This window comes from Lacrimispora sp., assembly GCF_047605665.1.
Taxonomy (GTDB): Bacteria; Bacillota; Clostridia; order Lachnospirales; family Lachnospiraceae; genus Lacrimispora.
The window spans coordinates 89,888-113,386 of the sequence record NZ_JASGFH010000009.1; the positions used below are offsets into that span (position 1 = coordinate 89,888).

General features: G+C 47.6%; 18 protein-coding genes and 2 other RNA genes. 4 read left to right on the plus strand and 16 right to left on the minus strand.

Annotated elements, in window-relative coordinates:
• Nucleotides 1–229 precede the first annotated feature (229 nt).
• Both QM657_RS09275 and QM657_RS09280 read left to right on the plus strand, forming a co-directional pair.
• Complete coding sequence (locus QM657_RS09275) at nt 230–484, plus strand: hypothetical protein (RefSeq protein WP_415066355.1); 255 nt, start codon at nt 230–232, stop codon at nt 482–484.
• A 107-nt stretch (nt 485–591) separates the two neighbouring features.
• Entirely contained in the window at nt 592–1,128 is a 537-nt protein-coding gene (locus QM657_RS09280) for a flavin reductase family protein (protein WP_415066356.1), read from the plus strand.
• Between the two features lie 208 nt (nt 1,129–1,336).
• Here QM657_RS09280 and rnpB read toward each other — a convergent pair.
• The 13 genes from rnpB to QM657_RS09345 form a co-directional block, all read right to left on the minus strand.
• Nucleotides 1,337–1,682, minus strand: an RNA gene (gene rnpB / locus QM657_RS09285) — RNase P RNA component class A.
• A 51-nt stretch (nt 1,683–1,733) separates the two neighbouring features.
• The gene (locus QM657_RS09290; RefSeq protein ID WP_415066357.1) at nt 1,734–3,395 is read right to left on the minus strand and encodes a nucleoside kinase; all 1,662 of its coding nucleotides are present in this window, start codon (nt 3,393–3,395) and stop codon (nt 1,734–1,736) included.
• An 11-nt stretch (nt 3,396–3,406) separates the two neighbouring features.
• Complete coding sequence (locus QM657_RS09295; RefSeq protein ID WP_415066358.1) at nt 3,407–4,210, minus strand: Nif3-like dinuclear metal center hexameric protein; 804 nt, start codon at nt 4,208–4,210, stop codon at nt 3,407–3,409.
• Entirely contained in the window at nt 4,161–4,898 is a 738-nt protein-coding gene (locus QM657_RS09300) for a tRNA (adenine(22)-N(1))-methyltransferase (protein WP_415066359.1), read from the minus strand. The genes QM657_RS09295 and QM657_RS09300 overlap by 50 nt, the downstream gene beginning before the upstream one ends.
• A gap of 21 nt (nt 4,899–4,919) precedes the next feature.
• Nucleotides 4,920–6,089, minus strand: a complete 1,170-nt coding sequence (rpoD, locus tag QM657_RS09305) for an RNA polymerase sigma factor RpoD (protein WP_415066414.1) — start codon at nt 6,087–6,089, stop codon at nt 4,920–4,922.
• A gap of 72 nt (nt 6,090–6,161) precedes the next feature.
• On the minus strand, nt 6,162–7,934 hold the full coding sequence (dnaG, locus tag QM657_RS09310; RefSeq protein WP_415066360.1) for a DNA primase: 1,773 nt from the start codon (nt 7,932–7,934) through the stop codon (nt 6,162–6,164).
• Nucleotides 7,935–7,970: 36 nt separating this feature from the next.
• A complete protein-coding gene (locus tag QM657_RS09315; protein WP_415066361.1) occupies nt 7,971–8,981 on the minus strand; it encodes a deoxyguanosinetriphosphate triphosphohydrolase in 1,011 nt (336 codons plus the stop codon).
• 188 nt (nt 8,982–9,169) lie between these two features.
• Nucleotides 9,170–10,873, minus strand: a complete 1,704-nt coding sequence (locus QM657_RS09320) for a S8 family peptidase (protein WP_415066362.1) — start codon at nt 10,871–10,873, stop codon at nt 9,170–9,172.
• Between the two features lie 46 nt (nt 10,874–10,919).
• A complete protein-coding gene (locus QM657_RS09325) occupies nt 10,920–13,196 on the minus strand; it encodes a SpoIID/LytB domain-containing protein (RefSeq protein ID WP_415066363.1) in 2,277 nt (758 codons plus the stop codon).
• A 71-nt stretch (nt 13,197–13,267) separates the two neighbouring features.
• Nucleotides 13,268–13,445: non-coding RNA, 6S RNA (ssrS, locus tag QM657_RS09330), on the minus strand.
• A 105-nt stretch (nt 13,446–13,550) separates the two neighbouring features.
• Nucleotides 13,551–14,195 carry an HAD family hydrolase gene (locus tag QM657_RS09335; RefSeq protein ID WP_415066364.1) on the minus strand — a complete coding sequence of 215 codons (645 nt, stop codon included), beginning with the start codon at nt 14,193–14,195 and terminating at the stop codon, nt 13,551–13,553.
• Between the two features lie 34 nt (nt 14,196–14,229).
• Complete coding sequence (locus tag QM657_RS09340; protein WP_415066365.1) at nt 14,230–15,921, minus strand: phosphoenolpyruvate carboxykinase (ATP); 1,692 nt, start codon at nt 15,919–15,921, stop codon at nt 14,230–14,232.
• Between the two features lie 228 nt (nt 15,922–16,149).
• Nucleotides 16,150–18,801 (minus strand): cation-translocating P-type ATPase, encoded by a 2,652-nt coding sequence (locus QM657_RS09345; RefSeq protein WP_415066366.1) that lies wholly within the window; start codon nt 18,799–18,801, stop codon nt 16,150–16,152.
• 356 nt (nt 18,802–19,157) lie between these two features.
• On the opposite strand from QM657_RS09345, the gene QM657_RS09350 reads away from it, so the two are divergent.
• A complete protein-coding gene (locus QM657_RS09350; protein ID WP_415066367.1) occupies nt 19,158–20,123 on the plus strand; it encodes a pectinesterase family protein in 966 nt (321 codons plus the stop codon).
• Nucleotides 20,124–20,168: 45 nt separating this feature from the next.
• On the opposite strand, the gene QM657_RS09355 is transcribed toward QM657_RS09350, so the two are convergent.
• The 3 genes from QM657_RS09355 to ybaK all read right to left on the minus strand — a co-directional run bounded on the left by QM657_RS09355 (nt 20,169) and on the right by ybaK (nt 22,339).
• On the minus strand, nt 20,169–20,633 hold the full coding sequence (locus QM657_RS09355; RefSeq protein WP_415066368.1) for a YhcH/YjgK/YiaL family protein: 465 nt from the start codon (nt 20,631–20,633) through the stop codon (nt 20,169–20,171).
• Nucleotides 20,634–20,714: 81 nt separating this feature from the next.
• A complete protein-coding gene (locus tag QM657_RS09360) occupies nt 20,715–21,557 on the minus strand; it encodes a cell wall hydrolase (protein WP_415066369.1) in 843 nt (280 codons plus the stop codon).
• Between the two features lie 314 nt (nt 21,558–21,871).
• Entirely contained in the window at nt 21,872–22,339 is a 468-nt protein-coding gene (gene ybaK, locus QM657_RS09365; RefSeq protein ID WP_415066370.1) for a Cys-tRNA(Pro) deacylase, read from the minus strand.
• Nucleotides 22,340–22,591: 252 nt separating this feature from the next.
• Here ybaK and QM657_RS09370 point away from each other — a divergent pair, with 252 nt between their 5' ends.
• On the plus strand, nt 22,592–23,491 hold the full coding sequence (locus QM657_RS09370; RefSeq protein WP_415066371.1) for a LysR family transcriptional regulator: 900 nt from the start codon (nt 22,592–22,594) through the stop codon (nt 23,489–23,491).
• The last annotated feature ends 8 nt before the right edge of the window (nt 23,492–23,499 follow it).

The following is a 23,499-nucleotide window of genomic DNA, read 5'->3' on the forward strand; positions in this document are numbered from 1 at the left end:
TCTGTATCCGTTCTTTAACAGATGCTTTTCCCTTTCTATTATTATAGATGCTCCGGGAAATCAAAAAGTTGCAGGAAAATAATTCTTTTTCAAAATCAGAACATATGTTTGCATTTATAGAAAATCTATGTTATAATAACAATAGAATACCCAATCAGAACCACTGGACGTGGTTTTAATTTTTAACCATCAGACGAACATTTGTTCTTAAACGAAAGGAGACCGGCGTATGATGATCACAAGAAACAACCTAAATGAAGTATTATTTGAAAACCATGATGCAAGGCTGCTGATAGAAAGCGTAGTTTCCCATACGCAGGCTACTTTATATTATTATCACGGCGTTGAGATCACCGTTGAACACGCACTGAGAATATACAACCGGGCAATCCATGCGGAAGAAGAGGATTCCTCCTACAGCGTATCCTTCCTGGATTTTTCCGGAGATAATCAGAAAACCTTATGCACCGGAAATTATTGCTGAAACTCCTGTTAAGCACGGAATTATTTTGATGAAAATGCATTCTTGCAATAAATTACTTTTGATACTAATATAGTATATAAAAATAAAAACATCAGGAGGCTGACCCAATGAAAACGGAAATTGAACTGTTTGATTATACCAACCACATTATGAAGGAACTGCAAAAAGGAGTTCTGCTGACTACAAAGGACGGAGATAAGATAAATTCCATGACGATTTCCTGGGGAACCCTGGGAATTGAATGGGGAAAACCGATTTTCACCACATTTGTGAGAGAAAACCGTTTCACAAAACACCAGTTAGATAAAAACCCTGAGTTTACGGTCAACATCCCCTACGGAGAATTTGACAAAAAAATTCTCGGCTTCTGCGGAAGCAAATCCGGCCATCACGTTGATAAGATCAAAGAGCTGAACTTAACCCTGGAAGATGCTGATACCGTCTCCGTACCGGCCATCAAAGAACTTCCCCTGACTCTAGAATGCAGAGTCATATACAAGCAAAAGCAGGACCCCGATGCAATCACAAGGGAAAACCGGGAAAAGTGTTACCCGCAGGATGTGGACAGCTCTTTTCACGGAGCGAACAAAGATTACCACACGGCTTATTATGGAGAGATTCTCCGGGCATATATCATCGAATAACCGGAACGCCCCTGCAAGACACTGCCCTATCCAGTAAATACAGCCCTGGGAGCCTGGCATTGCACCCTCTTTCCAACCGCAATGCCAGGCTCCCGGCTGCACTGCTTACCCCCGCGTAACTTCACAAAAAAAGACCTCTGGAATGTTCTTCCATGGTCTTTGCATCTTTGTTTTCAGCCTGATTTCTCTTAAGGCCGGTTATTTTAAAGTTTTGAGTAAGACGATAAGCCGGGTTATGTCATTGAATGGCCATCTATCTAGGCCTGCCGTCACCGACAGGCTCAAGCGACCTACCCGGAGGCAGACGGGCCGCCTTATGCCTCCTGTTCGGTCTTGCTTCGGATGGGGTTTACATGGACCCCTCCTGTTACCAGAAGGGCGGTGGTCTCTTACACCACCTTTCCACCCTTACCGCAAACGCGGCGGTATATTTCTGTTGCACTTTCCCTGGAGTCGCCTCCGCCAGACGTTATCTGGCATCCTGCCCTGCGAAGCCCGGACTTTCCTCACCTGCAGCCTTTCGGCTTTGCAGCTGCGGCCATTTGTCTTACTCAAAACTCTACTAGCTTATCATAAATTCTTTCATTTGTAAAGCAGTCATCACATCAGACTTTAAAGCAGCTTCCTCCGATAAATTCCCGGACAATGGAATTATGAGGAATGTCTTCGCTGTTGACCCCCAGAAAATAATCCAGGAATTTCAGCACCCTTTTCGCCTCCACATACTCCGCAGAATCTCTTGGAATGCCAAAGAGCAAAGGCTCTGCGTACTGCTTTAGCACCGCCAGCTCATAGACTGTGGCGGAATTAAACATCATATCCGCAGATTCCTGGAAGGGGAAGATATACTGCTCTTCTCCCCGCCTCACTGACGGCCACATGCGGAAGGTATCCTGGGCTGATGCGCCTCTGGTTCTGGCGTCCCGGACCATCCGGCGGATTAAACGGCAGTCTGTCGTGGGAATCCGGTTGTGCTCATCAATATTTAACTGGGTCAGAGCGCTCACATACACCCGGAACTTGCTTTCCTTGGGAAGGGAATAAGACAGCTTGTCATTTAAGCAGTGAATCCCCTCAATGACCAGGATGTCCTCTGGTCCCAATTTCAAATAATCTCCCCTGTATTCCCTTTCCCCTGTCTTAAACTGATACCGGGGCATTTCCACCGTCTCCCCGGCCAGAAGAGCCGTCATATCCTTATTAAACTGCTCGATATCCAGACTCTCCAGCGACTCGTAATTATAGGTTCCATCAGGATTTTTGGGACTGTCCACCCGGTTTACGAAATAATCGTCAACTGCAATGGGATGGGGAATCATCCCCTGGGCCTTCAACTGTATGGACAGACGATGGGAAAAGGTGGTTTTTCCGGAAGAGGAAGGGCCGGCGATCATGACGACCTTTTTGGTCCGCTCACTGGCAATCCGCTCAGCGATTTCAGCGATCTTCTTTTCCTGAAGAGCCTCCTGAATCATGATCAGCTGGTTGATATCACCTTTGGAAATTTCCTCATTGAGGGCGCCTACGTGAGATACATTGAGGCGTTCTCCCCATCTCACACTTTCCTTTAAGACAGAAAACAGCTTTTTCTTTTTCTCAGCATCAAATACCGGAACTTCTTTCGGGTCTTCCTTCTGGGGAAGCATGAGCACAAAACCCTCATCATATAAAGCCAGGTCAAAATATTTGATGTATCCCGTATTCTGAACCATATATCCATAGTAATAATCTTCAAATCCGCCGATGCTGTAAATATTCACATGAGAAACCCGGCGGTAGCGGAACAGCCTTTCCTTGTCATACATGCGGTGCTTATGAAACAGCTCAATGGCCTCATCTGTGCTCACATGGCGCTTCATAATAGGGATTTCCTGCCTGACATACTCACGCATGCGGTCCCTGACCCGGAGGAGCAAATCCTCTGTAAGGACAAAATCTCCATGGGGTTCAATATAATATCCTTTTCCCAGGGAAAAATCCACAGTCACTTTTTCAATTTTTTCCGCCCCTACCACGTCATAAAAAGCCTTCATCGTGAGAAAGATAGCGCTTCTGTGATAAGTCTGAATTCCAGGCTGTTCTCTTCCCGTCAAAAATTCTATGGTGCAGTCAAACTCGACTGATTTATGAAGCTCTCTTAACTTTCCGTTGATGCTGACCAGCAAAATCTCATCCTCGTACTGATCCTGGTATTCTCTGGCAATTTCCTGATAGGAAGTCCCTATCGGATATTCCTTTCTCTCTCCGTTGATCGTTACAAAAGCCATTCTGTTCCTCCTTATATCAGCGTTTCGGGGAATACCACTTCTGCCTTGCGTATTTCCAAAGCTTCTCCCGCTTCTTTTCTTAAGTACTCTTCCACAAAATCCAGGAACAGATACTCCAATCCGTAATGCCCTGCATCAATAACCGCCATTCCGTTTGCAGCCGCATCGATTCCATTGTGGTGTCCGATATCCCCGGTCACCAGAACTTTTACTCCGGCTTTTAAAGCTGCTTTTATCATACTTCCGCCGGAGCCGGGACTGATCCCGATAAACCGCAGAGGACCGTCTATGGCTTCCTCTCCGTACAAAGTCAAAAAGGGCAGCTTAAACCGCTCTTTTACAAGTCCAGCTACCTCTCTGACCGTCATTTCCTCTTTTAAGTATCCGGTCTTTCCGATTCCATAAGGCGTTTCTCCGCCATCCATAAGGCCTTCCTGCTCCAGTATTCCCATATCCGTAAGTCCAAGCCTTAAGGCAGCCGTATCTGCCATGCAGCCCGGTGCGGCATCGAAGTTGGTGTGCATGGCATAATAGGCAATGTCATGCCGGATCAGCTTAATCAGCCTCCGCCCGATAAAATCCTTATCATTAATCTGCTTTAACGGCTTAAAAATCAGAGGATGGTGAGTGATCAGCATATCCGCTTCCCACAAAACAGCCTCTTCTATCACTTCATCCGTGGCATCCAGGGCAATAAAAATCTTTTTCACCTCTTTACCACTCCGGCCCGCCAAAAGCCCTACATTATCCCAGTCACAGGCGCAGCTAAGGGGTGCCAGCCGTTCCAGCCTGACCGTCAGTTCCTCGCATTTCATCTTGTGCCTCCTTATTCCAGATCAGTTCCTGTTTCAGTTCCCCGACTCGTTTTTCTCCTGCCTGGGTTCTGCTTTCCGACAGGCTGTCAAGGATTTTCTGAAGCTGTTCCTCTTCTTTAGTCAGATATTCCATTAAAACAGGGGATTTAGATTCCAACAGTTGTTTTCCGTAACGGTAAAAGATTTCCCGGTCATAAACCGCTTCACCTGCGCCCCTTCTGGAAACTCCCATGACAGTGTAGTATTTCCCTTCCTCCTCTATCATAGTCTCCTGTTCCGGGAAAAATTCCTGCTCCAGCAGGAATTTGCGCACCTTGTCAATTTCTGAATGAGGAGAAAGAACCCAGAAGGGAATCCGGTTCCACAGCCTTTTTCCTTCTTCCAGAATATGTATCATCAATTCTCCGCCCATACCTGCTATGACCACGCAGTCGGCTTCCTGTTCCTCCAATTTCAAAAGCCCGTCACTGAGACGGACTTCAATCCTGCCCTCCAGACCCGCCTCCCGGATATGGGCATGGGCCCGCAAAAGAGGGCCCTCCCTCACATCCATGGCAATGGCATGTTTTGCTTTCCCTTCCTGAACCAGATGGATGGGGATATATCCGTGGTCTGTTCCTATATCAGCAACCCTGCTTCCCTCAGGTACGAAAGAAGCGATTGTGTCCAAACGTTTTGATAGTTTCATTTTATACGACCTTTTGCAGCATCAATCATCGAGATAGTCCTTCAGCTTCTTGCTTCTGCTGGGATGGCGCAGTTTACGCAGAGCCTTGGCTTCAATCTGTCTGATTCGTTCTCTTGTAACATTAAATTCTTTTCCCACTTCCTCCAGAGTCCTCGGACGCCCGTCATCAAGGCCGAACCGGAGCTTCAACACCTTCTGCTCCCGCTCCGTAAGAGTATCCAAAACCTCCATAAGCTGCTCATGAAGCATGGTGAAAGTGGCTGCATCAGCCGGAACCATGACCTGCTCATCCTGGATAAAATCTCCCAAATGGCTGTCCTCTTCCTCACCGATGGGCGTTTCTAAGGATACCGGCTCCTGAGACACCTTCATGATCTCCCGGACCCGCTCCACAGGCATATTGGCCCTTGCAGCGATTTCCTCCGGCACCGGCTCCCGTCCCAGCTCCTGTAAAAGCTGTCTGGATACACGGACCAGGCGGTTGATGGTTTCCACCATATGAACCGGAATCCGTATGGTCCTGGCCTGATCGGCGATCGCTCTGGTAATGGCCTGCCTGATCCACCAGGTAGCATAGGTGCTGAACTTATACCCTTTTCTGTAGTCAAACTTTTCAACAGCCTTAATAAGGCCCAAGTTTCCTTCCTGAATCAAGTCTAAAAACTGCATTCCCCGGCCCACATAGCGCTTGGCAATGCTGACTACAAGGCGGAGATTGGCCTCCGTCAGGCTCTGTTTTGCATATTCATCTCCCAGCTCTATGTTCTTGGCAAACTCGATCTCATCTTCACTGGAAAGAAGGGGGACCTTTCCGATTTCTTTTAAATACATACGGACAGGGTCTTCCACACTGATGCCTTCGGGAACGGACAAATCAATGTTTTCCACATCGATTTCTTCCTCTTCCTCAATGTCCTCTTCTATAAAAAGATCTTCATCCAGCTCCATATCCGGGCCGTCAATCTGAAGCACATCCACCTTGTTGTTCTCCAGAAAATCAAAGATATGGTCCAGTTTATCCGAATTCAGTTCCTCTCCGGCGAAGAAATCCAGGATTTCCTGATTTTCCAGCACATTCCGTTTCTTTTTTGCCAGAAGGAGAAGCTGGTTTAATTTTTCCTCAAACGCGGCTGTTTCTTCTGCCCTAAAGTCCTCAGCCTGCTCCACCTCTGTCTTTTTTGACCCCGTCATCTTATCTGCCGTCTTCTTCACAATCTCGTCCATGTTCTTCCATCCTTCCACAGCCTGCCTATAGTGTATACCCTAATCCAGCGAAATATGCAGATCCTTCAGTCCAGCCTGTTCCTTTATGATTTTTTGCAGTTCTTCTATTCCTGTCGCATGGCGGCTGGCATAATCCAGACTGTTTTTTTTCACTTTCATAATGGTTTCCGAAAACGCTTTTTTCTGTTCTTCATTGTTCAGGGACTCATTGAGGCTCGCATGGAAGAGCCCTGCGACTGCCCGGTATTGATCTTCATCATTGATAAAATGATTTAAAATCTCGGCTGGATTTAAATTTCCTGCAGCATGTCCCTCAAAAACCATTTCTGCCGCCTTGTGATACAGTTCTTCTATAAAGTCATCAGGAGTGATCACTCCCTTGATCTTATCAAATAAACCGGGATTTTCAATCAGCCAGGTGAGAAGCAGCCTTTGAGACTGTTTTACGCCGTCTTCTTTTTCCTTTTTCCGCTGCCCTTTTCCATACTCCCCCTGCTCCCGTGAAGCCCCGGTTTTCACCGGCCCCAAAGAAGCGCCCAGCCGGTTGACCAGATTCCTTAAATCCTCATAACTGATAAAATATTCCCTTGAAACTGCCTCCAGGTAATTATCCCGTTCCAGCGCCTCCGGAAACTCCAGAAGCTTTCTGGCGACCTGGTTATAAAACGCCGTCTTCTGTTCCGGATCATCCATCTTATAATCCTTTTTCAGCACATCGATTTCAAACAGAAAGCTGTTACGGGCTTCCTTAATTCTCTCGCGGAAAGCCTCTGCTCCCATATTCTTGATGAACTCATCCGGGTCTTTATACGGTTCCATGTTGAGCACCTGAATGGACATCCCCACTTCCTTCAAAATAGGAATGGCCCTGAGAGCCGCCTTGACACCTGCCCCGTCACTGTCGTAGGTGAGCACCACCTTATCCGCATAACGCTTTAAAAGCTGCCCCTGCTGGGAGGTAAAGGCTGTTCCCAAAGACGCCACCGCATTGGTGAAGCCTGCCTGATGAAGGGAAATCACATCGATATAACCCTCACAGATCAATATGTATTTTTCCCTGGAAAGCCTGGCATAGTTAAGACCGTACAAATGCCTGCTCTTATCAAACAGCTTTGTTTCCGGGGAGTTTAAGTATTTCGGTTCTCCCGCTCCCATGACCCGGCCTCCGAAGCCGATGACCCGGTTGTTCACATCCATAATGGGAAACATGACCCGGTTCCAGAATTTATCCCGGCTTCCCCGCTCCTCCACGGTCACAAGGCCGGACTGCTTTAAAAGCTCATCATCATAGCCCTTGCCCCTTAAGTACCGGTAAAGATCATCGCTGGTCTTATTGGAATACCCAAGGCCGAAATGGGTGATGGTTTCATCACTTAACTGGCGTTCCCTCAAATACCGGTAACCGGCCTCACCCTGGGGATTTTTAAGCTGATAGTAAAAGTAACTGGCCGCCAGCTTATTGACCTCCAAAAGAGAAGACTTAAGGTCCTCCTGTTCTCTGGCCTCTTTGCTGTATTCTGCCGCAGGAAGAGTCACTCCTGACCGGTCAGCCAGCACCTTAAGAGCCTCCGAAAAGGAATAGTTTTCATATTCCATGACAAAGGTGATCACATTGCCGCCCGCTCCGCAGCCAAAGCAGTAATACATCTGCTTGGATGGGGATACGGAAAAGGAAGGCGATTTTTCATTGTGAAAAGGGCAGAGGCCGAAATAATTGCTCCCTTTTTTCTGAAGCTTTACATATCCCGAAACCAGGTCCACAATGTCATTCCTGTTGCGGACCTCTTCAATCACATCTTCCGAATACCGCATGAAGCCTCACTCCTCCTTCCTTATATTTTCAAATCCTTAAACGCTTTTCCACGCCTTCGGAACGAACAGTTTTTCAAATTTATCAATGGCATAGCTGTCGCTCATGCCGGCTATATAATCGCATACCGCCCGTTCCAGACTCTCCTCACGGCCCTCTGTCAGCAGCCGGTATTCCGCCGGAAGCCTGTCCGGGTTCTCCATGTAAAAGCGAAACAGCATAACGATCAGGTGCTGGGCCTTTCCCTCTTCTGCCTTTGGAATATCGCTTTTATACACATGCTCAAACATCCAGGTGCGCAGCCCCTTCATGGCCTCCTCCATGCCCGGAGACATGAGGATTTCCTTCTTCCCGTAGCTGTTGTTTATGATATCGTGAATCATGTTGTTAAGCCTTTCCCGGACGCTGTGCCCAAGGACACCGGTATAGCATTCCGGAAGGTCTTCCTCCACAAACATCCTGGCCCTGATGGCATCGTCAATGTCATGGTTGATATAGGCGATCTTATCCGAAAGGCGGACGATGCTGCCCTCCAGAGTGGAAGGATGGCCGCTGGTGCGGTGATTTAATATGCCGTCTCTCACCTCCCATGTGAGATTTAAGCCCTTGCCTTCCTTTTCCAGAATCTCCACCACCCGGACACTTTGCTTATAGTGGGCAAAACCCTCAGAACATATCCGGTCTAAAACGGCTTCTCCCGAATGGCCGAAAGGAGTGTGACCCAGATCATGGCTCAATGCAATGGCTTCTGTCAAATCCTCATTCATGCGCAGGGATTTGGCTATGGTTCTGGCAATCTGGGATACCTCCAGAGTATGTGTCAGTCTGGTCCGGTAGTGATCTCCCTCAGGAGCCAGAAAAACCTGTGTCTTATGTTTCAGCCTCCGAAATGCCTTACAGTGGATAATCCGGTCCCGATCCCGCTGATAAGCAGTCCTGATATCACAGGGAGCTTCTTCCCGTTCTCTCCCCCTGCTGTTCTTACTGAAAGAGGCATAGGGGCTTAAATATTCTTCTTCCCATTGTTCCGTGGATTCCCTGATATTCATACAATCACATCCTTTGCCCAAAGTTAATGTACATTATACCATATTTTCAGTAATTATAACAGCCCCTATTGAAATATTAGCAATTTCCGTCACCGCCCTGTTTCCTGGCTTTTTCCGCATTTCCGGACCGGAAGAAAAAACGGAAATACGGAAAAGCCAGGGATAAATAAAACACACCTCATCAGGCATTATACCGGCAGGCTGTCGCTGACACAGAGAGCCCCATATCCCACTTCAGGGTTGGGGTAGGAATTGATGCCGGGAAGGTGTCTTGCGCCCCGGATCAGATAGGCTTTCACCTTTTCCCCGAACAGAAAGGGGTCCCTTCCATCCACAATTCCCCACTGCATCAAAAGCGCTGCTCCTCCGGTTACAAAAGGCGTTGCAAAAGAGGTTCCTGTCACCGACTCATAGCCCCCTCCCGTCCTGGCTGCAATGATTCCCACTCCCGGCGCCGCCAGATCCGGCTTTACCTGGTTGGTTCTTCTTGTAAATCCCCTTCCGGAAAAATCCGCATAGGACTGATATGTATCGTCATACGCTCCCACCGATATGACCTTGGTAGCTGTGGAAGGGATGGTCAGAGTGGTTTCCGGTGTGGGCCTTAAAAATCTGGTGGACTGATTCAAAACCCCTGCGGAGGGAAGCCAGAAATCATACTTGCCTTCCACGATCTGCCTCGGTGTGAGACGAAACCGCCAGATTCCGCTGTCAATAAATGCGCCTGCCGGAAGAAACTCCAGATAAATTTCCTGAGCCACGCTGTAAGGCCCCGGCTTACCGTAGTAAAGCAGTATCTGGGTATTTCCGTAATTAATGGTCTGAGGGCCGAGTCTGCTGCTTATGGGGCCTATGACTTCACCGGAAGGCGTTATGATGCTGATGTCAAACAAATCCGCATAGGACTTCCAAAGCTGGACGCTGAAACCTGTCTGATAACCGCCCACGCTCAGCTCCACCTCCTGAGGGCTTGCCATGGTGAGGACCCCGGATATATGGCCGCCGCTGACGCCTTCATTTCCCGTCCCAACCACAATCACGGTCTTTCCGTAGTTGGAGATATCGTCTAAAAATGTCTCCAGAAGGCTGGTTCCGTCATGGGAGCCGTAAGTATTCCCAAAGCTTAAGTTTATGACAATGGGCATCTGGAGGGCTACCGCTTCCCTGACGACAAAATTCACCGCCCGCATCAGCTCCGTTGTCCTTGGAAAGCCCGCTTCCTGGGGGACCCCAAGCTTTACCACCAGAAGAGGGCTTTCAAAAGCAACCCCTCTGTACTGTCCCCTGTTTTCCCTTCCGTTTCCCGCAGCGATAGATGCCACCGCGGTCCCGTGTCCGCTGTTATCCACAGAAGGAACGAGACGCCTCGCCTCCGCCCTGCTTCCCGTACTTAAGGCCTCGTCAATCTCTTCCTTGGTAAAGACCCGTTCCAGAGTCTGGTCCCATAAAGACAGTATTCTGGTGGTCCCGTCGGGATTGCGAAAATCCTCATGATAATAGTCAATTCCTGAGTCAATGACAGCCACCAAAACCCCCCGCCCGGTGAGAGTGCTGCTCCCCTGCTGGACAAGGTTGACACAAGAGGCCGCCTTTGCCTGATTCACAGCAAAAAACAGCCTCTTTGGTTTCTCTACATATTCAATTTGCGGCAGTTCGCTCAAAGAGTCAATGAGAGACTCCGGGACTGTTAAAATGGCGTATTCATTTACCATGGGCTCCACCCGTATTCCAACCAGGGAAAGGCCGCCGATATCCCCGGAATGCTTTACGATCACAACCCAGGACTTTTCCTCCGGATTATAGCCCACATTTAAGTTCAGGGACCGCTCCCTCTCCTCCGGAGAAACGCTGAGAGCCAGATTGAGCAGATTTTCCAGCTTTTGATCCTGCATATGCTGCTCCTGCATTTTTTACCATCTTACGCAGAAAAAGCCATTCTCATTCCTTGCTGATTTCAGCTTCCCGGACTTCTGACCCGTGGTAGAAGAATTTTAAGATATCCTCATATCCCTTTCCTTCCTTTGCCATAGCCTGAGCCCCGTTCTGGCTCATTCCGGCCCCGTGGCCGTATCCGCCGCCGTATATGCGGAAGGTGGTGATATTATTGTCATCCACGCCTGCATTTTCAATGGAAAGATAGGCGCTGGGAAGAGAATCGAAATCCTTCATCAGGCCCCCGTCTTTTTTCGTTATGGTCATGTACTTATTTCCCAGCTTTGCCCTGGCCTGGCTTTCGCCGTTAATGGTCATGATGCCGTCAGAACCTTCCACTCTCAGCTTTTTGACGATTCCTCCCACGCCGCGTTCCGTCACAGTGATATTTAAGATAGAACCCACCTCTGTAATCTCCTCCTCCAACTGGCGGTTGGTAACCGTGGTTTCCCAGCGGTACATGGGAAAAGAGGAATCATAGGAGGGATAATCCTTATTTTTTATAAATTCATCAAAATCCGAATTGGTGGACAGATTCAAAACTCCCCTGCTCTCCTGAAGCAGGCTTCCATCCAGGTAAGGATACAGGGCCGGGTCGCTTCCCCACAGGCTGCCATCCGTTGTATGTCCGCAGGAGGTGGAAAAATAAAATGCTTCAATGGGTGTCTCCTGATAAAACAAAAGCTTTCCGTAAGTCTCCCGCACAGCATCCTCAGTCTTTACTCCCGGTTTTAAATTGTTGTAAACCTGGAATCTGGTGCTGTCATCCACATGAGCGCCGTACTGGCTGTAGGTGTTGCCCTGAATCTGGCGATAAGCATACGTTCTGGCACAGACTGCCTGGGCTTTTAGAGCTTCCTTTTCGTAATTATCAGGCATTTCACTGGGAACCACCTTTGTCAGATAGTTTTCCAGATAAAGCTCATTGATCAGAAGCAGGCCCTCAGGCTCTTTTCTGATCTCAATGGCCCCATCGTAATACGGCGTGCCGTAAGACCGCTTGATGGAATTGACGGATATGGAATCACCTGAATCCAAAGGCGACACCACGATTCTTCCATCCTTTAACCGCTCATCAGAAGCATTGATAATCACCTCTGCTCCGGGCGGAATCTCAACCCTCTCCTCACCATAACTTAAGGACAGTCCGCTCTGAGCGGACAAAGTCACCTCCGGATGAAAAATGGACTGATAATTCGTATTCATCAAAAGAACCCTCAGGCTCTTTGCGTCAAATTCCCTCACCAAAAGGGCTGCGCTTATTCTGCCGTGGGCCACCACAAACTCCTGGATGTCGTATCCAACGAGAATATCTGATATGGACTTTTCCTCAAGCTGGCCGTACAGCCGGTAAACCTTAAAATCCTTATCCAGCTTTAAACTGCCGTAACCCTCCACCTCGATGGAGTCCTCCTTCACAGCCAGCACCTTGCCGGTTACCTTCTTTTTCTTTAAGGTGACCTTCTGAAGGCGCCCTCTTTTTAAACTGATATCAGCGATGTTGTTGGCAAATTCCGACTGCTGCCCCAAAGAAGCCTCCAGGGGGAAGCTGCGCATCACCGATCCCACGTAAATGCGGAAAGTGTCTCCCTCTCCCGAAGTCAGCCACACGTTTTTATATGTAACAGAATCTGTCACCCCTTCTTTTAAGGCGATGATCTCACTCCCTTTTACCAGAAGCTTCACCTCCCAGTCTATGTAGGAATCCAGGCTGACGCCTTCAAATCCAAAGCTTCCTCCGCTCGTATAAGCCGTCCAGGCCGGTGCTGTCTTTATGTTGGCAGGAGTGCCGTAAAGCAGAACCTCAACCTCCCTGATCTTGCCGTCTCCATCCAGTTCTTTTCTCAGCCCCTCATATAAGTCCCACCACTGATCGGCAGGAATCTGTTCCTTTTGCTTTTTACCGCCCTTATGTACAGCCTCTCCTGATCCGGGAACCAGGGCTTCCGCCAGGCTTTCTGCATCCTCATACGTCAAAAAGCCTTCGGCAATCTCCTTTGCCGCCGGCGTTTTCTCTATATCCAGATAACCGCCTGCATAGAGATAATTCATATATTTTACATACCAGTGGTTCTTTTCCTTTTCCGAAAAGTATTCCTGTTCCTGGTCAGCCAGCAGCTTTTCGCAGCTTTCCCTGTCAGAAAGAAGAAGCGCAGCCGACTTATAAGCAGCACCTCTCGATATTCCTTCCGGTTCCCGTTCACTGATCAAAATGATGATGATGAGAATGATCACCAGAAGAGGAATTCCAGCCACAAATCCAATAAAGTTTTTTCTGTTCATGAACCCTCTTAATTTTAGTTATATTTTGTACAGAAAAGTTAAAGCAGCGATTTCTCGCTGCTTTTTTCTTTTGTAACCCCAAAATGCCGGTTCTTACTTATTGACGCCTAGCTTTGCTAGGTGGGTAACCTCACTCAGGTATTTGCCTTCCACTGCTAAGGAGGCCTGGCATCCACCTGAAAATATTGGAATCCCTGATGTCATAATGTAGGTTCAAAAAGGTAAGAGTGTCGCACATTCCAGGAATTACTTTCACGCTGTTTCTATGGTTTTTAGTATACAACACTTCAGCCTATTTTTCAAGTTCCTTTTCCTGTCAGTTTTTATTTTTTTGAAATCAAAAGGATACAAGTATCAGAAAAGAAGCTCTAAATCATAGATCGTTTCGGCAATCGCTCCTGCTCCCGCCTCCTCCAGCTCCTGTCTGCTTCCAAAGCCGTAAAGCACTCCCACCGAATCGATTCCCACTTCCTTTGCTCCCAGAATATCGTGCTCCCTGTCACCGATCATGACCGCCTTATCCCAGTCAATGATTTCGCATTCCTCCAGCACATACCGGATCACATCGGCCTTCTGCCCTCTCACTTCCTCCATATCCGAGCCTCCCATAAAACGGAAATAGGAGTCCATGTGAAAATGCTCTAAAATCTTACGGACAAAATACTCCGGCTTGGAGGAAGCCACATACAGCTTTTTCCCGGAATCCAAAAGGGATTGCAGCACTTTTTCCGCCCCTTCATAAACCCTGTTTTCATACAGGCCTCTGGCTGAAAAATATTCCCGGTAAACAATCACTGCCCTCTTCGCATCCTCCTCGCTGAAACCGTAATACTTCATGAAGCTGTCCTTTAACGGCGGACCGATAAAAGAGCAGAGCCGGTCTAAATCCTCCTCCTCAATTCCAAAAGCCTTAAGAGCGTATTGAACCGATTTGGTGATCCCCTCCTTGGAATCCGTCAGAGTTCCGTCTAAATCAAACAGCAGATATTCTTTTTTCATGTAAAAAAATTCCCTTTCATCTTCGCAGGTCTTATTATTTTAATTCGAAAACAACCTTCTGAATGGCTGCCAAAGCGTCCTCCGGAAGCTTATCATACCCTTCTTTTAAGACAGCAGTTTTTTCAACAAAGCTGACTCTCTCCTTCATGCGGGCTTTTAACTGCTCTCTGTAATATTCGTCATCAAGATCGGGAACAAACCCTTCCCACTCCAGAATTTCAATATCAGAGAAAGGTCCCCACTGCTTAAACTCTCCTGTCCCATCCACAATGGCTTCCAGGATGCCCAGAGTGTCCTTTGGCTGAACTTTTTTCCCCATGAACTCGCCGGTGTTGACGATATAACAGTCTACGTTCTTTTCTTCCACTAATTTCTTAAATTTCTCATAATCATTTGCCAGAGGATAGGTCCTGAAGGAATTGGCGTAAGGCACCACCACCAGGGCATTGGGGTCCGCTCCCGCTGCAAGCCTTTCCGCAGAGCTTCTCTTGGTAGCGAGGGTCGCACCCATAACAGAAGCCAGGGAAGCCCCTTTTAATTTCACCACCGGTGGAAGGGTCGGGTCCTTCATAATCCAGAAAATGGCATTGACCGGTTCTTCGATCTTATCCACACGGTTGGGAGACCATATCTTAGACTTGATGGCACGTCCGTTTCCGTTTCTGATATCCTCTGTCACCAACTGGATTTTTCCGTGTTCATCTAATGTGCAGGCGCAGTTTTGGACAGTCAGAAGGTATTTGTTATCTTCACATCCTGTGGGGTAGTCCTGGGTCTTGTCAAAATATGTAGGCTCCAGGGCAACTGACGCACACGTATCTGTGTTGATGACAAAGGCATCGTCGTGAAGCACTGTAACACCATATTTTCCGCCGTGCTTTGCATGGGTGAGTGTGGATTTTCCCGATCCGGACAATCCGAACACAGAGGCAACATAGCTGGTGCCGTCATTTAAGGTGTATTTCTTCTGACCTCCATGGCAGGAAGCATAGCCGTTGCGGTTGGCAAGAGCCCAGGCCATGGTAAGAGTGCCTTTTTTATGCTCTCCAAAGTATCTCATGCCCAGGATTGCAGCGCAGTTTTGTTCGGTATTGAAATAGCACAGGCATTTTGGATCGCTTAAGCAGGATAAGTCAACACCCGGACGGTCAGACCCGTTCCACTGCGGATCAGAAAACAGGTAGATATCCGGTTCCTTTCCTTCGCCTATTGGTTTGGAGCCATGATACATCCGGACGTATTCATCGGACATATACTGGAAATTCAGCATCCAGTTATAGAGAATATTTTCTTCTCCTTCCGGAATGAGTAAATGAGCTTTTGCCATGAATTCCGAATCGAGCCCTACATAAACCTCTGCATGGTACATGGTCTTCCAGCGTGTTTCATAAACGGCATCCATAATGACCCTGTCAAGAGCCTTGCAGTCAACTCCCGGTTCTCCTGCAATCCTTCTCGCAGCAGCATAACGTCCGGAAATAGCTCCGTCGTTGAATAAGAGAACCTTTGCCTCCCGGTCAAGGCCGAATTCCTCGCCCCTGTAAACAGGCATGTCCGTGACAATGGTTCCCGGTGAATTTAAGGCCAATTCATATGCCTCTCTAAGCGTATTGACTTTAACCACATTATTCCCGTAAAAAGGCGTTTCAATGATGGATCTGGTTGCTGAAAAGCCCGGTTTGTCCTTTCCAATTTCATGAATTGGGTAATAAGCTTTTGTTGACATATAAAACCCTCCTTATGCGGCATCTGACTTTTTAGTCATTATCTCATCATGTCATTCAAATGTCAATAATTCTTATTCATAACCGCCAAATAATATACTCTTTTTATGCCTGAATTTGTATCATATTTTTAATCACCCCACTTCCATTGCACCCGCATTTTGCACAAAAAAATAACCGGCATGAGTTTTCTGTCCTCATGCCGGATACTTTTAATACAACATTCTCAATCAGGAAGCCTGTGATCTCTTGTCTGAAAGCCTCTGGAAGAATTTGATGATCTCCACAATGGGAATCACAATGGCACCCAGACCCATGGAAACGAAATATTCCGTCAGGGAAATGTGTTCAAACTGGAACGCCTGCGCCATAGGGGGAATGAATATGACCGCAGTCGTCAGCAGGAAGGAGGCGATCATTGCTGCATACAAATATTTGTTGTGATGCTTCACCTGGAAAATGGAATGCCTTCTGCTTCTCATGTTCAGAGAATGGAACATCTCTGCCATGGAAAGGGTCAGGAAGGCCATAGTCATGCCGTCAGGGCTTTCCGCAACCTCAAACACTCCGGACTCGATATAGTGTCCCACAAAGTAAGCGAGAACCGTCACTCCGGTGATCATCACACCCTGCCAGATCACGTCAAAGCCCAGGCCTTTGGAGAAAATCCCTTCCTTGGAACTTCTTGGCGGGCAGCTCATGGTGTCAGACTCCTCCCGCTCCATGCCGAGGGCAACAGCCGGGAAGGTGTCGGTGATCAAGTTGATCCAAAGCAGATGAACCGGCTTTAAGATCGTAAATCCTAAAACAGTGGAAATGAAGATGGAAAGCACCTCAGAAAGGTTGGAGGACAGCAAAAACTGAATGGCCTTTCGTATGTTGTCATAAATCCTCCGTCCCTCTCCCACCGCATTGACGATGGTGGCAAAGTTGTCATCAGCCAGAACCATATCAGCCACATTCTTTGTAACGTCGGTTCCTGTAATTCCCATACCGATTCCGATGTTGGCTGTTTTGATGGAGGGAGCATCGTTGACCCCGTCTCCCGTCATGGCGGCGATCATGCCTTTGTTCTGCCATGCCTTTACGATGCGCACCTTATGCTCCGGCTGCACCCTGGCATAGACGGAATATTTCACAATCTCTGCATCCAACTGCTCATCGCTTAATTCGTTTAATTCCGCTCCTGTCAGAGCCTCTGACCCGTCTTTAATGATTCCAAGCTGCTTTGCAATGGCAACTGCCGTATCCTTATGGTCGCCGGTGATCATCACAGTGCGGATACCCGCGGACTTGCATTCTGCAATGGCCGGTTTTACCTCCGGACGGATAGGGTCAATCATTCCGGTCAGACCCACAAAGCAGAGGTCTTTTTCCAGGGCCTCAGGACTCATATCCTCCGGCAGCTTCTCCAGGCGCTTCCAAGCACCCGCCAGAACGCGCAGGGCCTGGTCAGCAAGGTCTTTATTGGCCTTTGTGATCTCTTCCCTCAGCGCCTCTGTCATAGGCTGCCGGTCAGTTCCATCCCAGTAAAAGCTGCATCGTGAAAGCAGCACGTCGGGAGCTCCCTTCGTGTACTGCTCAAAGCTTCCATCCTCCATCCGGTGTACGGTGCTCATCAGCTTTCTTCCGGAATCAAAGGGGGCCTCTCCCACACGGGGAGTCAGGGCTTCGGCAGCATTCTTTGCAATGCCCATTTTGTAAGCATAGTTGACGAGAGCGGCCTCAGTCGGCTCTCCCTCTGCTGCATTGGACTCATTTAAATGAGCGTCATTGCAAAGGGTCATGGTGCGGCCCAAAAGCCGTTCATCCTTACAAAAGCTGTCCACGACAGTCATCTTGTTCTGAGTCAGGGTTCCCGTCTTATCAGAACAGATCACATTGGTACATCCCAGGGTTTCAACTGCAGTCAGCTTTCTGATTACCGCATTTCTTTTGGACATGTTGGTGACACCGATGGAAAGCACGATGGTGACCACCGCTGCCAGACCCTCAGGAATAGCTGCTACTGCCAGGGATACTGCAATCATGAAGGTTTCCAGAATTCCCTCTCCCGTAATATTGGGATAAAGGCGAAGCAGGTCAAACAAAAAGATGAAAACGCTGATGCCCAGAACCAGTGTGCTTAAGGTTTTGCTCAACTGATTCAGCCTCATCTGCAAAGGTGTGGCATTTTCCTGTGCCTGGGTAATGGCATCGGCAATTTTGCCCATTTCCGTATCCATACCCGTTGCAGTAACAACTGCACTTCCCCGTCCGTAAACAACCGCACTGCCCATGTACACCATGTTTTTACGGTCTCCCAAGGGAACATCCTTCTGGCTGCCAAGGTTTAAAACGCTGATGATCTTATCCACCGGAACGCTCTCTCCTGTCAGAGCAGCTTCCTCCACCTTAAGGCTTGCGCTGTCCAGCAGCCGGGCATCTGCGGGAATGGAATCACCGGCCTCCAAAAGAATGATATCACCGACTACCAGATTCTCGCTTTTTACAGTCTGAATCTTTCCGCCTCGCCTCACCTTTGAAGTGGCCGCTGAAATGGCCTGCAAAGCTTCAATCGCCTTTTCCGCCTTGCTCTCCTGATAAACTCCAAGGAGAGAGTTGATCACAACCACCGCCAGGATGATGATGACGTCTGCAAAAGACTCGTGGGCATACACAGCCGTGACGCCGGAAATGGCTGCCGCCGCAATCAGGATCAGGACCATGGGGTCCTTAAGCTGATTTAAAAACCGGACCAGCAAAGAGTCCTTTTGCGCCTCCTTCAGCTTGTTCTTGCCGTTTTTCTCCAGCCTTGAGGCGGCTTCTGCTTCTGAAAGACCTTCTTTGTTTGTCCTTAAACCTTCCAGAATCTCTTCTGATGCTTGTAGATACTCCTTCATAAGTACCCTCCTTAAAATAAAAAAAGTCAAGTCTGTACTTGACCTTTTTAACAACAAAAAAAAGACTCAAGTACAGTGTTAGCTGTACATGAGTCTCATACTTTAAGATAAGCCAGGCTGATTGACAACCAGGGATGTTGACTTACCACGCTTTTTACGGCGCTAATTACTCCCTCATATAGTGTTATGAATATACCACCATATAAAAAATTTGTCAATACAGATTTTTCTGATCAATAAAAATTTCTTTTTCAGAAACCAATTGCAGTAAATTTCCCTTGCAAATTCCGGATAAAATAGATATATTTAGGATATGTTCCCGATTATGTATACAAAACACAGAAAGAAGAAATGACATGATTTATATTTCCCAGGATGGAACGGGCGATTTCAGAACCATCACAGAGGCTCTGGCTTCCCTTCCAAAAGACAGTTCCGCCCAGCAGACTTTTTATATCCGCAAAGGCATTTACCGGGAACGGGTTTCCGTAACAGTTCCCTATGTGGCCTTTATAGGGGAGGATGCAGAAAACACCGTGATTTCCGGCAGCCTTCACGCCTCTATGAAGATGGAGGATGGCAGCAAAAGGGGCACCTTCCGCACCTACACCTGTCTGGTTGATACCCACGATTTTACCGCAAAAAACATCACCTTTGAAAACTGCGCAGGAAAGGGAACCGACGCAGGCCAGGCTCTTGCCCTTTACGCCGACGGCGACAGGCTCCTCTTTGAAAACTGCCGCTTCTTAGGCGGGCAGGATACTCTTTTTACAGGACCTCTTCCTCCAAAGGAAGTGGAGCCGGGAGGTTTTACAGGGCCAAAGCAGTTCGCTCCAAGAATCAACGGACGCCACTTTTACAAGGGCTGCTACTTAGAGGGCGACATTGATTTCATCTTCGGAAGCGCCACGGCTTACTTTGAAAACTGCACCTTTTTTTCCAAATACACCGGCAGGGAAATCAGCAGCTATGTGACTGCCGCCTCCACCCCCAAGGACCAGGAATACGGTTACGTCATGAAGGACTGCCGCTTTGAAAGCAACTGTCCCCCTGAAAATGCGTATCTGGGCCGCCCCTGGAGGGAGTACGCAAAGACCGTGCTGATCAACTGCTATATGGGCAGCCACATCTGCAAAGAAGGCTGGCATGACTGGGGAAAAGAATCCGCCCATACCAGCGCTTTTTACGGAGAGTACAAAAGCTTTGGCCCCGGCGCAGCCATGGAAAAGCGCCCGGACTGGGTACGCCGCCTGACAGAAAGCGATCTGCCCCTGTATGAAAAGGAAGCCGTCTTAGGCGGCACCGATAACTGGAGACCGTAAATGAAAACGGATTCGGCACACTGAAAAAGAGCCGAATCCATTTTTTTAATTTTCTTTGATTTTAACAATAACTTTCTTGATGGGAGCCGGTTCTCCGGCGGCAGCCTTTGGCTTATGTCCATCCCATGGATTAAAGATCATATATTCTCCGGCCTTTACAACCACCCTCAGGCCAGGATTCTCATTGTCGTAAAATACAACATCTTTTTCTGCGTTATAAGGTACTTTTTCTGCCAACTCTTCAATCGGTGCGTAAGTCATGGTCTCAGAACCGGATATGACATACTGGATATCAGTATAATCATGATGCGCTTCGTATTTCGCTTCTTCCCACAAAATTGTAGTATATTCGGTCACATTGGCAAACACATTTTTGCCGTCAATTTCATATTTTCCTGGCGCCAGGTTTTCCAGGTCATTATTTTTAAGGAAGTCGACTGCCTTTGCATATCTTCCTTCCACTCCAAGGTTTCTGTAAAAATCAAGGTGTTTTGCTGAGTCAAATATCATATTCGTACTCTCCTTTTGTGTATAATATAGTTTTCCAGAACTCCTATAGTATACAACGAAAGCAGAACATTTCACAATATATTATTTAAAAAATTCATGGTTTTCATGCTTGAACAAATAAGTTAAGTGAGAGTCAAACCAACTGACTGCCCTGCTTCTGGAACCTCTCCGGTACATGAAGTATAAGGCACCGTTGGAATAATCCTCTCCTGCCAAAGCCCGGTCCACACAGGCTATCGTCTCACTGGTCACCTTTACGGAATTAATGCTTCCGTTGGATACCGGCGAAAACTGGGAAGGCGCATAGACCACCCCTTTGACGGTGTTGGCAAACTTTCCGCTTCTCACTCGGTTTAAAATCACATTAGCCACAAGGATTTTCCCCTTGTCATCGCAGATGCCGGCTTCCGCCTGTACGATTTTTAACAAGACCTGATAATCCTCTGACGATACAGCCATGGCGCGGCTGGCCCGTTCCTCTTCTGCCCTTTTGGCTTCTTCCGCCGCTATTCTGGCCGCTTCCTCAGCCTGCCGTTTAGCCTCTTCCTCTATGGCGATCTGCTGGTTAACCTGTTCAATATGGGCCTGGGACTGTTCCGCCAGCTCCTGTTTTTGTATTACCTCTTTTTCCAGAAGATTGCCGGCCAACTGCTGGGCCTGCATTCTGGCCTCAGATATTTTAATCTGTACTTTTGCCTGCGTAACGGTTCCCTCTTTTTTCACGGCGGCTTCAGAGGTCAATTCCTCAAGTGCCGGTGTCTCCGCAAATACTGTCAGCATATTTCTGCTGCCGCTTCCAAAGCCTGCTGAAAGAAATGTGGCAATGGTAATGACAGCCGCCCCAGCCATGAACACGGCGAAGGACCGGTACATACCTGCAAAAAACTGACAAATCTGCTGAAGGATTGAGCGTAGTCTAAGCATACATACTCCTTTTTCTCTAATTCCACTTTCTGGGCTGCAAGCATATTTCACAGCCGTTTCCATGTGACGCTGGTAATTATAGAAGAAGGTTGTTAAAAAAGTCAATGGTTATTTAACATTTTTGTGATATTTTAACCCTAATCTTTTTATCGTTTTTCATTTTTTGTATGTATGATACTATTTTTGCCTTGTTTTTCCTCTTTATTTTGTATTATCTGCCTATTTACTTTTTACGATATTGTTACATTTCTGTTAATTATTCTACCTCCAAAAAACAGCCTGTCCAAAAGTTTTTTGTGTTATGTAAACTAATGTCACACGAGTGACGCAAAACTGCCCCTTGTAAAAGCGATCAGGACCTGGGGAGAAATGAGAATCTGCACTCCCCTTAAACCGCCGCTGACCGCAATTTTCTCCTGTAAAACAGCCGATTCTTCCACAAAAGTCGGAAATTGTTTCTTCATGCCGACAGGGGAACAGCCGCCTCTGATATAGCCGGTAATGGCCTGTAAATCCTTCATGGGAATCATCTCAACCTTTTTATCTCCGGCAGCTTTCGCCGTTTTTTTCAAATCCAGTTCCTGATCCACAGGGATGCAGCAGACTAAATATCCCATTTTCTCCCCTTTTAATACAAGGGTTTTAAAAACGCTGTCATGATTTACACCCATCACATCCGCAACGTGACTGCCGGAGAGGTCCTGTTCATCCACCGCATACTCCCTCACCTCATATTCAATTTTCGCTTTATCAAGCATCCGCATTGCATTTGTCTTTATCATACGAATCACATCATCCCTTCTGCCGCTTCCCCTGGCCTGTAATTCCCTGAGATAAAAGCCCGCAAATGCCGGATTCAGTCTCCGGCGCTTACGGACTCATCTTAAGGAAATTTATTTTTTCTTTTATATAAGGAAACAACTCTTCTGCTGTCAAAACTTGCTTTACATTTTAGCACACTTCTTGATATAATAGATATACATAATATGAATATTTAATATAATAGGTAGTTATGGAAGAAATGGGGGGACAATATGGAGCAGAATCTTTCTCAGTATAAAATATTTTATGAAGTGGCAAAAGCCGGAAATATTTCCAAGGCCGCAAAGGAGCTTTATATCAGCCAGCCAGCTATCAGCAAGTCCATAAGCAAGCTGGAGGACAGCCTGGATGTGGCCCTGTTCACCAGAAACTCCAGAGGCGTACAGTTAACAGAAGAAGGACACCTTCTCTTCCACCACACCAAGGCCGCCTTTGAGGAGTTGGGACGGGGAGAGCAGGAACTGAAGCGAGTCAAGGATTTTCACATCGGACATTTGAAAATCGGAGTCAGCAACACCCTCTGCAAATACATCCTTCTTCCTTATTTAAAAAAGTTCATTGAAAAATACCCTCATATCAAGATCACCATAGAGAGCCAGTCCACTTCCCACACGGTCACCATGCTGGAACAGCACCAGATCGATTTGGGGCTGGTGGCAGAGCCTTCCAACCGCAGACCCCTTCTGTTTCAGCCGGTGATGGATATCCAGGATGTATTCGTGACCACCAAATCGTATCTGGACAACCTCTATTTAAGAGAAGGAACAGAGGCAGATTTATTCCAGACCGGAAACATCCTCCTTCTGGATAAAAACAACATGACGCGAAGGTATATCGACGAATACATGAGCGAAAACCACATCGTGCCCAACCAGCTTTTGGAGGTCACCACCATGGACCTGATCATTGAATTTGCCAAAATCGGTCTGGGAATCGGCTGTGTCATCAAGGAGTTTGTCCAGGAGGAGCTGGACCGGGGCGATTTGGTCCAGATTCCTTTAGAAAACGACATTAAAATGAGGACCGTAGGCTTTGCCTACAACTCAGGCAGCGTGTCAACTGCCATGGAGAGCTTTTTTGAGGTCATGAAGACCATGTCTGCTGACGAATAATGTAAAAG